Consider the following 14380-nt stretch of genomic DNA (forward strand, 5'->3'; position numbering starts at 1 on the left):
CTAAGTTGCCGGTATTGTTTCCGAAGTGAGCAGAACGAGTAACTAAGTTGCCGGTATTGTTTCCGAAGTGGGGAGAATGAGTAACTAAGTTGCTGGTATTGTTTCCGAAGTGAGCAGAATGAGTAATTAAGTTGCCGGTATTGTTTCCGAAGTGGACAGAATGAGTAACTAAGTTGCCGGTATCTGTTTCTAAGTTGTTTGAATAAATAACCATGTTGGTCATATTTCTTACCAGGAAGACAACATGAATTGCGGTCCTGAAGGTACGAGCGCGAAGTAATGGGAATGAGTTGTTATGCCAACCATAAGCTTTTCTAATTCTTCCCGGTAGGCTATTAAATAACGAATAGGGCTTACGTCGGGCAGTCAATAGGAGTTGCTCACCGCCGGGCTTCCACTGCAAGGTTTGCAATCTGTTCTGCGGGACCGGTTTTCAGAAAAAAAGGGGAGAATAACCGAATATTCTCCCCCTGCTTTGTATATTGAATACAGTAATAATTTACAAAGTCACTGTTCCGGTTTGGCGAATATCGCGGGAAGAACTTCCCACGAGAATATCGAATTTGCCGGGCTCCAGTACCCATTGGTGTTTCTGGTCGTTGTAGTATTCGAAGGCGCTTGACGGAAGTGTCAGCTCCACTTCTTTTGATTCGCCGGGTTTCAGAAATACTTTGCTGAAGGCTTTCAATTCCTTTTCAGGACGCTTCAGTTCTGACTTTTCCTGGTGAACGTAAACCTCCACTACTTCGCCACCTGCCATATCGCCGGTGTTGGTCAGCTTAACTTTAACAGTTGCCTGTTTGTCACCCGGCGTAACCTGCAAACTGTCGTATTTGAAAGTAGTATACGAAAGCCCGTGTCCGAAGCAGAATTCGGGGGCCACATTGTACGAATCGTAGTAGCGATAGCCAACATAGATACCTTCTTTGTATACTTCTTTTCCGTCTTTACCGGGATAGTCGCCCATCTTTTCAGCAGGAACATCGGCCAGCTTTTTCGGGAAGGTTACCGGCAGTTTTCCGGAAGGATTCACCTTACCGAAAATGATTTCGGCGAGGGCTTTTCCGCCTTCCATTCCTGGGTACCAGGCTTCGAGGATGCCTTTGGCGTTGCCTACCCAGCTGGTCATATCCATCGGGCCACCGCCCATCATCACGATAATGGTATTGGGATTGGCTTTCAGAACAGCCTGAATTAATTCGTTCTGACCGAACGGAAGTTGCATGTTCGGTTTGTCGATTCCTTCCGAATCGAAGGCGTTGTCAGACCACTGACCGCCGTAGCCGTGAATCCAGCCGCCAACCAAAATCGTTGCATCAGCTGATTTGGCTGCTTTTACTGCCTGGGCAATCAATTTCGGATCGGCTTTTTCGCCGCGGGCTACTTTGTAACCTTCGGCGTAGTTGACTTTCACTTTGTCGCCTAAATATTGCTGAATTCCCTGTAAAGGTGTAATTTCAAACGGAGGCCTTACCTGTGAGCTTCCTCCTCCCATGGCATTTTTGCGATCGGCATTGGCACCGATGACAGCAACACTCTTTAAACCATCTTCCTTCAGTGGAAGTACGTGATCCTGGTTTTTCAGCAATACAATGCCTTCTTCAGCAACCTTCAAAGCAACCGCCTGATGTTCGGGAGTATTTCTCTCGCCTTTTTTGCGGCCACCGCCCATTACATGGGTTTCGTACATCACGCGCAAAATGCGGTGTACTTTGTCGTTGACAACGGATTCGGGAACTTTTCCACTTTTCACCAGTCCGATAACGGTATCACCCATGAAGAATTTCCCGTAATCGGGTGTTTTTTGCGTCAGGTCGGTACCCATTTCCAGGTCGGTTCCGTTCATTAATGCATCCATGGTATTGTGAACAGCACCCCAGTCACTCATCACAACTCCTTTGAACCCGAATTCACCTTTCAGAATATCTTTCACCAGGTATTTATTTTCGGTACAGAATTGTCCGCGGAACTTATTGTAAGCGCCCATCAGGGTGTACACGTTGCCTTCTTCAACCGCTGCTTTAAAGGCCGGAAGATAGATTTCGCGAAGGGCACGTTCACTCATCTCTACGTCGATGGTGTTGCGTTCGGTTTCCTGGTTGTTGGCCAGGTAGTGTTTTACGCAGGCAGCTACATCCTGGCTTTGTACCCCTTTAATGTAACCTACAGCCATTTGTCCGGACAGGTACGGGTCTTCACTCAGGTATTCGAAGTTGCGGCCGTTTAACGGCGTTCGGATGATACAAACTCCGGGGCCCAGAATGTTGTCTTTTCCTCTCGCATTTGCTTCACTACCAAGTACGGTTCCGAATTTGTAACCCAGCTCTTTGTTCCAGGTAGAAGCCAGGGTTATGCCGGTAGGAAGATAGGTTGATGAATCTTTACCGTTGTTCAGTAATGTCCATCCGCGGCCATGTTCGGGGCGTACCCCGTGCGGGCCGTCTGACATCACCCATTCGGGAATACCCAGGCGGGGAACCCCGGCAGAAGTAAACGACGAGTTCGCATGGATCATTCCTACTTTCTCCTTCAAAGTCATTTGACTAATCAGGGAGTCAATTTTTTTCTCGTAAGCGGGTGCATTGTTTTTCTTGGGTTGTGAGCAGGATAGCACACCCAAAATCAACACACTCAGCACAGGAAGTGCAATCGATTTTCGTTTCATGTATAAATCTGTTGTTTTAGTGGTCACATTTAAAATCTATTGTGGGTAAGGTAATTGTGTACTTAACGGGGACTGAAAGAATTCTTTCATCTTGGCTCGGTTTATTGTCAATATTACAAAATAACCTAATGCATTCGAAATCGCTTTGGTGTTAATAAATGTGAAATTCAACTTACTGGTCACATTATTTGTGACTTACATAATGTGTTTTAATATAGCTTTTCCCGATGTTTTGATTTTGAAAACGGTAGCAATGGAATTTGGCATTTGAGCCGGCATGACAATATGAAGGCCGTCTTTTTTCCATTTCCAGTTAGTGGAATCGTTTTCTCCCGGGACAGAAATGCTTTCAATTTTCAGGTTTCCTCCCATTTTGCTTTTCGCGAAAGCGGTCAGAACCATCTCTTTATTGGCTCCCGGCCAGCCCAGTACGGTCGCGTAAATAGTGTTGGGACGGGTGGTGTAGCGAACATCTTTTGGCGTATACTCCACTTTTGATTGAAATGCTCCGCCTTTTTTCAATCGTGTTGGGCCTTCGCCGAAAACAATCCAAGGGCGGGTATTATAAACAGCTTCTCCATATTGATGCAACCAGTTACCGATATCGAGCAATACTTTTTGTTGATTCTCCGGAATAATGCCATCCGCCCTTGGCGAGATATTCAGCATCATGACGCCGTTTTTGCTAACGATGTCGAGCAGTTCGTGAATGATTTCAGCTGCCGGCTTTATAGCCAGTCCCTTCACGTAACTCCAGCTGCCGATGCCAACGGTTTCATCGCACATCCAGGTGTAGGGCAGTAGCTTGTTGGGACGACCCCGTTCAAAATCTCTTACACTAACCTGATTGGGTAAGTCCTCGTCTTTGTGTGTAATGACTACCTGTTGGTGATTTTTTGCAGCACTTTTCAGGTAATAGTTGATGAAATCCTGACGATAACTCTGTGGAATTTTGGTTAGCAAACCGTCGAAATAAATGAGGTCAGGATGATAGTTGCTGATTACCTCTTCCAGTTTTCCCAGCCAGTTTTTGTCGAACTGGTTGGCAGGAATATTTCCGTACAGCATCCGCAACTCCGGATCCGTCGACGAGGTGAACATGTTTTTGTTGTAAGGGTAGTAGCTGGTATCAGATTGTGCTTTGGGATTATTCGCATAAATCTGCAGATTCCGGGCCATGTGAAAGGTCGTGACGAATTTCAGTCCCCGGCCATGAATGGCTTTGCTCAGCTTGGCCATCACATCCTCGTGCGGCCCCATGTCCTTCACGTTCCACGGATTGATTTTACTGGCCCACATCGAAAAGCCGTCATGATGTTCAGCGACCTGGCCGGCAAATTTGGCACCTGCCTTTACAAACAGATTGGCCCATTGATCGGGGTTGAAATGTTGCGCTTTGAACATGGGAACAAAATCCTGGTAGCCAAATTTATTCAGTGGGCCGTACGTAGCCACCTGGTGCTTGTAAGCGTTCGTCCCTTTAATGTGCATGTTGCGCGCGTACCAATCGTTGGCGTATGCCGGAACGGAAAGCACTCCCCAGTGGAAATAGATACCGAATTTGGCGTCCTTGAACCATTCGGGAGCCTTTGGGTAATTAGTCGGAATGTGCCATTCTTCCCTTTGTTGTTTTGTCTTTTTGGCGGCGTGGCTTGTCAAGGGAAGCGTTCCGAGCACAAGTATCAATGGAATAAGTTTTAGTGTCTGAATTCCTTTTGGCTTTCTGAATTGAGTCATGTTGCGTTCTTTAATCCCAGGTCATCGTCCTCCGACGCCTTTCTCCTCTGTTATGCTTAATTTGTAACTTGTATTTCTTTCGTTAACCGGATGTCGTCCGAGGAACTCCCGATTTGCAATTGAATTTGGTCCGGTTCAACCGTGAAGGCTTTCTTTACTTCATTCCAGTATGCCAAATCCTTGGCGCGTAGCTTCAAGCTGACGGTTTTTGTCTTTCTGGGCTGAATGGTTATCCGGTCAAAACCTTTTAATTCCTTTTTGGGGCGTTGCACTTCCGAATGCAGATGACGGACGTACAGTTGAGCCACTTCATCACCAGCACGTTTACCGGTATTGGTAATGTCGAAGGAAATGGTTAACGATTTTCCGGTTTGTATATTATCTGAACTTACTTTCAGGTTGCTGTATGTAAATGTGGTGTAGCTCAAGCCGAATCCGAAAGGATAGAGCGGTTGTCCTTTGAAATACATATAGGTTCTGCCTTTCCGAATATCGTAATCGAGGCGGGGCGGAAGCTGCGTGACCGCCAGCGGCCATGTTTGCACCAGTCGTCCGCCCGGATTGAAATCGCCGAACAATACAGAAGCGAGCGCGCTTCCTTCTTCCTGACTGCAATGCGTCATGTGGAGAATCGCCGGTACATTGTGTTCCGTCCAGTTAATGGCATACGGAAAGCTGCTGATGAGCACCACGATGGTTTTCGGGTTCACCCGATAGATTTGTTTAATTAATTCTTCGTCCTCGAGAATAATGGATTTGCGGTCGACTGCCTCTTTTCCATAGCTTGGCTTGGTGACCTTGGCCCAGCCAGCATCTCCGGTAGGGTGGTTGCCAACTACCACGATAGCGTAGTCGGATGTTTTGGCCAAATCAACCGCTTTGTTTCCAGTATTGTCTTCAGCATAGCTAACGCGAATGCTGTCGCCAACACGACTGCGAATGCCATCCAACGGCGTGATAGTGTAGGGAGGCGTTCCTCCGTACCAGTCACCGGGCACTTCGTTGGCAAATCGTCCAATCACGGCAATCGACTTGGTTTTTCCGGTTTGAAGTGGCAACGTCTGGTTATCGTTTTTCAGTAAAACGATGGACTTTTGTGTAGCCAGTTTGACCAGCTCTTTATTCTTTTGACTCTTCCAGGGAGCAGGCTCGCCGTTCAAACCGATTTGGGAATACGGATTATCGTTCGGTGGATCGAGCAATCCGAGTTTGATCATCACCCGGAAATTACCCCGGATAACACGGTCGATATCTGCTTCGGTGAGTAGTTTGTCTTTCAAAGCTGCCCGAATCGCATCAGCATAATCGTCCAAAAACTGGTTGATGCCCGCTTTGACGGCTTTGGCGGCTCCTTCTTCCAAATCGGGATAATATTTGTGATCGGTAATCAGCAATTTCAGCGCACCGCCGTCGGTACAGATGATGCCTTTTTGTCCCCATTCCTTTACGGTTACGTTTTTCAGTACCGGGTTGACCATCATGGGGATTTCATTCCACGAGTTATATGAAGCCATGTAAGCCTGGCCTCCTCCGTCTTCAATTCCCATGCGGAAAGGAACTGAGTAATATTCACGGAAAAGTCGTTCGTTGAAGTTGGAAGATGACCAGGTCCGTTCATCTTCGTTGCTGTTGGCCAGAAAATGCTTCATCAGCGAGGCCGTCAGCCAGTATTTTGGATTGTCGCCCTGGAGACCTTTTACAAAGGCAGTGACCATTGTTCCGTTGAAGAAGGGATCTTCGCCGTAGCATTCTTCAGTGCGTCCCCAACGTGGGTCGCGGCCTAAATCGGCATTGGGGGCACGAACAACCAGGCCTTTGCTCTTGTAGTTTGGATTTTGAAAAAGATAGCGGGTTTCGTACCCTTCAACGGCTGCTACTTTTTTGAGCAATGCCGGGTCCCAGGTTTCGGCCAGACCGTAAGCTTGAGGGAAAGTCGTAGTGGGAGTAGGAGTGGCATATTTTCCCCAATTCGCCGGTCCGCCCATGGAGACGCCGTGCAGGCCTTCCACGTGAGTGGCCCCTTTAATTCCCAGGCGGGGAACGCTGGGATCGGTACTCAGACAGCTGATTTTTTCATCCAGTGTCATGAGCGATAAAATGTTGTCAATTCGTTTTTCTACCGGGAGGTTAGGATTTTGAAAAGGGTATTGGTATTGCGCATGTGCTTTTTCGGTTCCTGCCATTAGAATCCCAATGAGCAGGAGCATCAAGATGAGATGTGATTTCATAGTAAGCCAGTTCTTATCGGGATAGAAAGAAAAGTAATGGTAAAAGGGATATTGTACCAAAGAGAACCACCAGCCATGAAATGCTCACAGCTGGTGGATTTGGTTTTTATTTATTGATGTTTCTTAATGAAAGAGTGGTAAGACTCAATTTTGAAAGTTGTTTTTCCTTCCAGTGGATTACTGTCAAGTTTGTAGTTCTTGCCATCCGATGAAAGCACTACTTTGTGTAGCAGATTATCCGAAGGAAGACATACCAAACCATTGGCTTTGGTGTTGTGCGTATCGAATACTTCCAGTTCCAGTTTCGACCAGTCCATGTCTTTGGTTGACTGGGCTAACTTGATGTGCGGAATGACGGCGCCATTGCGGACCAGCATCACGACTGGAATTTGTCCGGCTTCGATGTGGTGCCATCCGCCCTCGTAAGCTTTTCCTGTCTGGTAATCGATCCATTCGCCTTTCGGCAGATAAACATCGCGACCACTTTCGTCCTCAAACAACGGAGCGACGAGAATATCGGAACCGAACAAATACTCGTTATCCACTAACCACGAACCGGCGTCGTGCGGATACTCAACGAAAAGTGCCCGAACCATTGGCAGTCCTTTTTCGGTACATTCTTTTGCCTGCGCGTAGATATACGGCATCAAACGATAGCGCATGTTATCCGCTCTGCGGAAAGCATCTTCGAAATCTTTGCCGTAGGCCCATGGCTCTTTCGGAGGTGCTCCGTGACAGCGGCTGTGCGAGCTCAGCAAACCGAACGGCAGCCAGCGGCGATACAAGTCTTCCGGTGTTTTCTGTACAAATCCGCCAATATCGTGACTCCAGAAAGCAAATCCGGATAATCCGAATGACAAACCTGCACGAAGTTCAGAGGCCATAGCCGTGTTGCTGTTGGCTGCATCGCCGCCCCAATGAAGCGGATAGCGCTGACTTCCGGCCCAGGTACTGCGTGCCCAGATAATATCATCACCGGTAATCTCTTTCGTGATATCGTGTGCGGCTTTGTTGTAACGCAGCGGATACAGGTTGTGCTCGTAGAATCCGGTGCGACCGTTGTGGTAAATACCGTTAAGCGGAGCGGCTTCACCAAAGTCAACTTTTATTGCACTCACACCCATTTTCAAAAGGCCGGCCAGTTTATCCTGATACCATTTTACGGTTTCCGGATTGGTGAAATCGAGCGTCGCATCTTCAAAAGGAAGATTACCCTTTGCATCTTTCACATACAGTCCTTTTTTTACGATTTCCGGGAAGAGCGTATTTTTCGGAACAAAGTAAGGCAATTGCCACAGACAAATATGGAATCCGTCATCTTTCAGGTCACTGATCATTTTTTCCGGAGAAGGAAAACGTGACGGTGAGAATTTATAGTCACAACGCCAGTCGGTTTCGAACCAGCCGGTATCGAAATGGATCACATCAGCCGGAATTTTATCTTTGCGGAGATGCTCAGTTACTTCGTAGCCCTGTTTTTCGGAATCGTAAGTAATACGGCTCATCCACAGACCAAATGACCAGAGCGGTGGCATTGGTGCTTTTCCGGTCAGGTCGGTATACTGGTCGAGAATGTCTTTCGGTTCGCCCAGGAAGATGAATAAGTCCAGTTGATCATCACCAATCATTAGCGTATTTACACCACGGAACGAAGCGCCGAAATCGCAGGTAATGGGTGTCGACGTGTGCATAAACATTCCGTAACCCCGGCTACTCATGAAGAAAGGAATCGGTTTGTATTCCGCTTCGTTCTGGGTACCGTTGGCATCGTCGGTGTACAGCACAACCCTTTGACCGCGTTTGTTGAGATTGGTAAACGATTCACCGCAACCGAAGATTTTTTCATTCGGCGAAAGCGTAAATGACGCAGCCACACTGCGCGAGTAGTCGGATGAACGACGGACAAACGAGAACGGAACAATGGGAGTGTAGGTATCCGTGTTATCTGCAGGACTATCGGTTTGCGTCAGCAATTTTCCTTTGGCATTGTAGATTTTGATGTGCCAGGGATGGGTTTCAACAACTACGGAACCATAAGCACTCGTGTACTTGTATCCGTTGTCGACTTTGGTGTATTTCCAGATTCCCGGTTTGGCTTCGGGAGCCACGCCGTTGACCAGCATCAGCGATTTGCCTTCCGGTTTGGCAACAAAACCCGTGTTCATCCGAATACGAATGGTGCGTGCCGATACAAAATCGATGGAGAATGGGAGATGCGGATTGGCTTCGTATTCTCTGCCCGGAAACTCATTGCCCGGAGCGGGTTGCAAAAATGCCAGCATATTGTCGAAAGCCTGGCGCGTTTTGTAGACATTGCGCTGCCATTCGACAGTACCTTTTCCGGTAGCCGGATCGAACTTCGTCAAGCTGTCGGCAACAAAGTAGGTATTTTTAAAATTGTAGAAATCGGGACTAATGTCCACCGGTGAGTTGAGTAATCCGTTCTGCGATTCCAGCGATTGCGCGGCGACAGGCTGACTGAACGTAGCCAAAATCGCAGCAGCCAGTATCGTAAAGGTCTTGCGAATTAACAACTGTGGGTTTTTCCTTTTCATTTGTTTATTCTTTGTTTCATTGAATGATTGTTTGCTTTTTACCTATCCGTTTTTATTGAGCAGTTACCGTCACCTTCGCATCCGAAAGTCCTTCTGCTGAGGCTGTGAGCTCAATGTTTCCGGTTTTTCCGTCGGATTGGAGGACGACCAGGCATTTTCCGTTAAAAGCGTGCCGGTAATTGGCCTTGAACGGCTCGTGACTGGTCTCACTTCCGTTATCTACGCCGGCAATGGTGGCTTCACCTTTAATTTTAAAATGAACAAGATTGTCGGCATGTGGAACCAGCGTTCCGTTTTGGTCAACTACATTCACGGTCACATAAGCCAGGTCTTTACCATCGGCATGGATTTGCGGACGGTCCACCGTAAGCTGTAGCTTGGCTGGTTTGCCTGCCGTTTGAATTTCTTTGGTGAGGATGACTTTCCCATCTTTTTTGCCTACCGCTTTCAGTGTGCCGGGCTCGTAGGTCAGGCGCCACATCAAATGAAGTTTGTCACCTGTCTTTTTTCGAATGCCCATCGATTTCCCATTCAGGAAAAGCTCCACTTCATCGCAGTTGGTGTAGGCCCATACATCAATTGCTTGTCCCTTTTTCCAATTCCAGTGCGGGAAGATATGCAGTACCGGCTTGTCTGTCCATTCGCTTTGGTACAAGTAATAGGCATCTTTTGGAAAGCCGGCCAAATCGACAATGCCAAAGTAAGAGCTGCGTGCCGGCCATGTATAAGGCGTCGGTTCTCCCAAATAATCGAAGCCGGTCCAGATAAATTGTCCCGAAAGGAAATCGTATTTTTCAATAACCTTGAGTGTCTCTTCGTGTGTCGAACCCCATGGTGCATGGCAGTTATCGTAAGACGAGCAGGTGTAATCCGGATTTCCTTTTTCGGGAAGATCCCATCGTTTGGGCCACAGCCTGATACTGTCTGACGGCATATCGTAACTACCTCTTGTTTGCAGCGCTGATATTGTTTCGGTGGCAATGAATTTTTGCCCGGGGAAAGAATCCGGAAAGCTGGCATACAACTGATGATGGTAGTTGAAACCAATCAGGTCAAGAGCGCCCGACTTGATGATGCTGTTGCTCGGCTGCGGATCGTTGCAGGCAGAAGTAATCGGACGAGTTGTATCGTATTGATGAACAATACCGGCCAGTTCGCGTGCGATACTGGTTCCGGTGGAGTCCCATTGTTCCAGAATTTCGTTACCAATGCTCCAAATCATCACACTGGGGTGATTGCGGTCGCGAAGAATCTGATCGGTTAAATCTTTTTTATGCCATTTGTCCCAATCGAGTGAGTAATCGTATTTTGTTTTGGATTTTTTCCACATGTCGAAGGCTTCATCCATGACGACGAAACCCATTTTGTCACACAGATTCAGCAATTCTGGAGCCGGAGGATTGTGGGAAGTGCGGATGGCGTTGACACCGGCATCTTTTAAAATTTTTAGCTGCCGCTGAATGGCCCGGGTATTGACGGCAGCTCCAAGGCATCCTAAATCGTGGTGCATGCAGACGCCGTTGATTTTCATCGGAATGCCATTCAATGAAAATCCTTTGTTTACATCGAAGTTGAAATAGCGTATGCCAAATGGAACGGTTTGGTCATCGATGGTCTTGTTGTTGCTGATAACCTGCGAAACACTTTTATAGAGAGTAGGCGAGTTAACCGACCACAATTCAGGTTGCTGAATATGAAATTGCTGGTCAAAAGAAGCTGTTTCACCCGCTGCAATTTCTTTCTCGTTGTTAGTCTCTCCGACAGCCGTCCCGGTTTGATTGTAAACGGTGGTCCGGAGCGTAATTTTTTTCGATTCCTTCGAATCGTTGGTAACCTGCGTGGTAACCTGCACCAATGCATTTTCGTTACTCACTTCAGGTGTTGTGATGTGTGTGCCCCAGTGTGATATGTGAAGCGGGGAGGTGAGTTCGAGGCGGACATTCCGATAAATTCCGGAACCGCTGTACCAACGGGAGTTGGGTTGATCGGAATTGTCGACTTTCACGGCAATGAGGTTGGTGCTGTCGCCAAAATGTACGTAGGGAGTTAAATTGTATTGGAAGGAGATGTAGCCGTTCGGACGCTTTCCGAGATAATGACCATTGATCCAAACTTCCGAGTTGTGGTAAATGCCGTCGAAATCGATGTAAATCATTTTCCCTGCATTTTCTTTTGGAAGAGAAAAGGTTTTGCGGTACCAGCCTATTCCGCCCGGAAGGGCACCTCCACCAACACCGGCGGGATTGTCTTTACTAAATTCACCTTCGATGCTCCAGTCGTGAGGTAAGTTCAAGTTTCGCCAGTTTGTGTCGTTAAATGCAGTTTCACTGGCATTGGCTGTATCGCCCAGGTGGAATTTCCAATTGTTGTCGAAATCACTGATAATTCGAACCCGGTTGCTTTGCGGCTGGTACTGCTTGCATCCGTTTATTACAAGAAGCAAAGCGAGCAGCAGAAAAAGAGTGTTGACTATTTTCATTGTATATACTGAAAAGTTTTATTGTAAAAAGTACCATTACTTATCCAATAAACCTAAGCGATTACCGTCAAAATATTTTGGAACAGCATTTCTGTTTTTATTATCAGATAATTAAAGAACTGGAAAAATCCGGGAGAGCAAAGTGCCCTTCCCGGATTAAACTGCTACTTGTGATGAGACTAATGTGAATCGTAATATGCTTTGCTAACGAAGTTTAATGTTTGGATGCAGGCTCCCTGTCCGGAAATCACCGGATCACGAAGAACACCAATCATCATCTTGTCTGGTGTCAACGCCATAATCTTGAACTTACCGGTCCACGATTTGGTCAGAGTTGTATGATAATTGATGGGATGAATCAATGTCACATCATTCAATGTAATGGTGTGATTCTTCGTATCCAGCATGTAGGTTCCCGATTGTTGTCCGCCCATCGTAATTCCATCTGGCGTGGACGTATGGTCAACTTGTACATAGGGGCCGCCTTTCAGGTTAAAAGTCATGGAACCGAAATCGGTAGCAGCGCAAAGCCACTGGTTTCCTGACCAATCGGGTGACCAGTTCCATGAATCACCGCCAACAGCAACGCCCTCGGTTACCGAAAGCCAACTATCGTTGGTTCCGTAATAGTAGATGGGACCTGCCCATATCTTACTGATGCCATTGGCATCTAGATCGAGGTACCATGTTTTTTCTTCGCCATAACCTCCCGAAAGGTCGATCCATAAATCTCCGCTTACTGCATTCTGGTCGAGTGTTGTGATGGATACTTGAACAGAATCGGCCTGTACATATCCACCGGCGCTTTCTACTCCGTATTTAAAAGTATAGTCACCCGGAAACGCCACATTTACTGTGTCAATCACTCTGATAGAACGTCCAAAAGGAGTAGTCCACAGGGGAGTCACATTGGGTGTCAAACTGGTGAGAACGATATCATTCGGATTTGTACCCGATGGTTCTATCGTAAAGTTTAAATCGCTTTTGGAGAGCATTGGGCCAAGCTCGTATTTATCCGGCGTGCAGGCCGAAAACAGCAAGGTCAATCCCAATAACGTATATAAGATTTTGAATTTGTTTTTCATTGTATTCTGTTTTAATGATCCGTTATTCTTACCAACCTGCATTTTGTTTCAATGTACCTGATGAAAGAGTAATCTGGTCATTGGGTATTTGCTGAAATCCATTGGTTGCTTTAATGTTTGCTTCCAGCTGTGAAGCACTGGGAGATGTTCCTCCATCATCCAGGTAGGAAACGGAGGTGTTCTCAGCAATTGTCTTAGCTGCTTTATCGATTCCCTGACGAAGCAGATCCCAGTAGCGGATGCCTTCGCCTGCAAACTCCAGCCGACGCTGGGCCATGATCATATCCCCGTTGACCGACGAGGCCGGTGTAGCTGTCGAATCAGCTCTTTCCAATACCTGGTTGTAGTATGAAACAGCGTTGGGACTTCCCAACTCAGCTGCCATCAGCAATACATCGGAGTAACGGATAGCGAAATAATCCTGGTACTGACCTATCTGGAAGTCTGAGACAACTGACGTTCCGCTTGAATCACAAACCGGACTATATTTTTTTATAAAGTAACCAGTATACTCCCGTGTTTTATCCGCTTTGGAATAATCCGGAAATTCTTCTGAAATATTGATGATGGAGGCGAACCGGCGACTATCGTCCGCACTAAAGGTATTGTACAACTTCGGGTCTACTGTGCAAGCTCCCCACCCGTACTGGTATGGGAAATGTGACTCCTCCCGTATTCCTTCCATCACCATCCAGGTATTACCTGTAATGTTGCCGTTGTAATCACCGGTGGAGGAATACTTGATAGAGAAAACCACCTCGGGGTTGTCTTCCCCTGCATAAGAAACGCCTTTTGCCAATGAAGCTGCAGGCCACAGTGTCGTATAGTCGCTTACCAAACTGTGACCGCTATTGGCAATTACATCTTCAACAGCGGCTAAAGCTGTCTGGGCTGTTTCACCACCAATAGAGGTCTTACCATAGTATCCGCTGTAGAACAGGTAAACCCTTGCCAACAGTGATTCAGCAGCCCATTTGGTTACTCTTCCACTCGTTACATTGGCATAATTGGTAGAAGGAAGATTGTTAACGGCGAAGCGCAAATCTTTCATTATCTGTGTGTAGGTTGAATCTGGCTCAGCTTGTGCCACATTATCCAAAGTTGGAGTTGTAACCAGAGGGACTCTTTCCCATAGACGCGCCATGTCAAAGTAGCAGAAAGCACGGATGAATCGGGCTTCTGATTCGTATTGATTCTTCAGTGCCGTACTGTCGCTCCAGTCAACCTGATCGATTTTGTCAATCAGAGTATTGCAGCGGTAAATAGCCTGATAGTAGTGTTTCCATGTGTCACTATAAATGGAAACATCGGAAGGAGATACTGATTTATCAAATTCGTCCAACAACTGATAGCCGTATCCATCCGATGCGCCGGTACCACCCAAACAGTTATCAGAGAGCACTTCAGATACAACCGGAAAAGCAACACCTCCGTTCCATATCAGATCCAATCCATTGTAACACCCTACCAATGCGGTATATGCGTCAGAAGGCGTTTGGTAATATGACTCGCTGGTCTTCTTCGGATCCGTCAGGTCGGTCGTGAGAAAATCACTGCAAGAACTGAAGGCAGTCATTGCAATCATTGCAATAAACAAAATCCTATATCTTTTCATATTTATTTCTTCTTTA

At 46.9% G+C, this 14380-nt stretch carries 7 protein-coding genes; all 7 read right to left on the reverse strand.

The window, feature by feature from the left end:
* Positions 1-499: 499 nt before the first annotated feature.
* Positions 500-2665, reverse strand: coding sequence for a glycoside hydrolase family 3 C-terminal domain-containing protein (locus tag GJU87_RS06770; RefSeq protein WP_153638836.1), 2166 nt, complete (start codon positions 2663-2665; stop codon positions 500-502).
* A 195-nt stretch (positions 2666-2860) separates the two neighbouring features.
* A complete protein-coding gene (locus GJU87_RS06775) occupies positions 2861-4402 on the reverse strand; it encodes an alpha-L-fucosidase (protein WP_153638837.1) in 1542 nt (513 codons plus the stop codon).
* A gap of 56 nt (positions 4403-4458) precedes the next feature.
* Positions 4459-6630, reverse strand: coding sequence for a glycoside hydrolase family 3 C-terminal domain-containing protein (locus GJU87_RS06780; RefSeq protein ID WP_153638838.1), 2172 nt, complete (start codon positions 6628-6630; stop codon positions 4459-4461).
* Positions 6631-6740: 110 nt separating this feature from the next.
* A complete protein-coding gene (locus tag GJU87_RS06785; RefSeq protein WP_153638839.1) occupies positions 6741-9185 on the reverse strand; it encodes an alpha-xylosidase in 2445 nt (814 codons plus the stop codon).
* Between the two features lie 52 nt (positions 9186-9237).
* A complete protein-coding gene (galB, locus tag GJU87_RS06790) occupies positions 9238-11664 on the reverse strand; it encodes a beta-galactosidase GalB (protein ID WP_153638840.1) in 2427 nt (808 codons plus the stop codon).
* A gap of 179 nt (positions 11665-11843) precedes the next feature.
* Positions 11844-12749 carry a hypothetical protein gene (locus GJU87_RS06795; protein ID WP_153638841.1) on the reverse strand — a complete coding sequence of 302 codons (906 nt, stop codon included), beginning with the start codon at positions 12747-12749 and terminating at the stop codon, positions 11844-11846.
* Between the two features lie 28 nt (positions 12750-12777).
* A complete protein-coding gene (locus GJU87_RS06800) occupies positions 12778-14364 on the reverse strand; it encodes a RagB/SusD family nutrient uptake outer membrane protein (RefSeq protein WP_153638842.1) in 1587 nt (528 codons plus the stop codon).
* Between the last annotated feature and the right edge of the window lie 16 nt (positions 14365-14380).

The organism is Prolixibacter sp. NT017, from assembly GCF_009617875.1.
GTDB lineage: Bacteria > Bacteroidota > Bacteroidia > Bacteroidales > Prolixibacteraceae > Prolixibacter.

What these genes read in the sequence shown, in the direction of transcription:
- GJU87_RS06785 (WP_153638839.1), bottom strand. Translation starts at nt 9,185, where the DNA reads ATGAAAAGGAAAAACCCACAGTTGTTAATTCGCAAGACCTTTACGATA.
- galB (WP_153638840.1), bottom strand. Translation starts at nt 11,664, where the DNA reads ATGAAAATAGTCAACACTCTTTTTCTGCTGCTCGCTTTGCTTCTTGTA.
- GJU87_RS06795 (WP_153638841.1), bottom strand. Translation starts at nt 12,749, where the DNA reads ATGAAAAACAAATTCAAAATCTTATATACGTTATTGGGATTGACCTTG.
- GJU87_RS06800 (WP_153638842.1), bottom strand. Translation starts at nt 14,364, where the DNA reads ATGAAAAGATATAGGATTTTGTTTATTGCAATGATTGCAATGACTGCC.
- GJU87_RS06775 (WP_153638837.1), bottom strand. Translation starts at nt 4,402, where the DNA reads ATGACTCAATTCAGAAAGCCAAAAGGAATTCAGACACTAAAACTTATT.
- GJU87_RS06780 (WP_153638838.1), bottom strand. Translation starts at nt 6,630, where the DNA reads ATGAAATCACATCTCATCTTGATGCTCCTGCTCATTGGGATTCTAATG.
- GJU87_RS06770 (WP_153638836.1), bottom strand. Translation starts at nt 2,665, where the DNA reads ATGAAACGAAAATCGATTGCACTTCCTGTGCTGAGTGTGTTGATTTTG.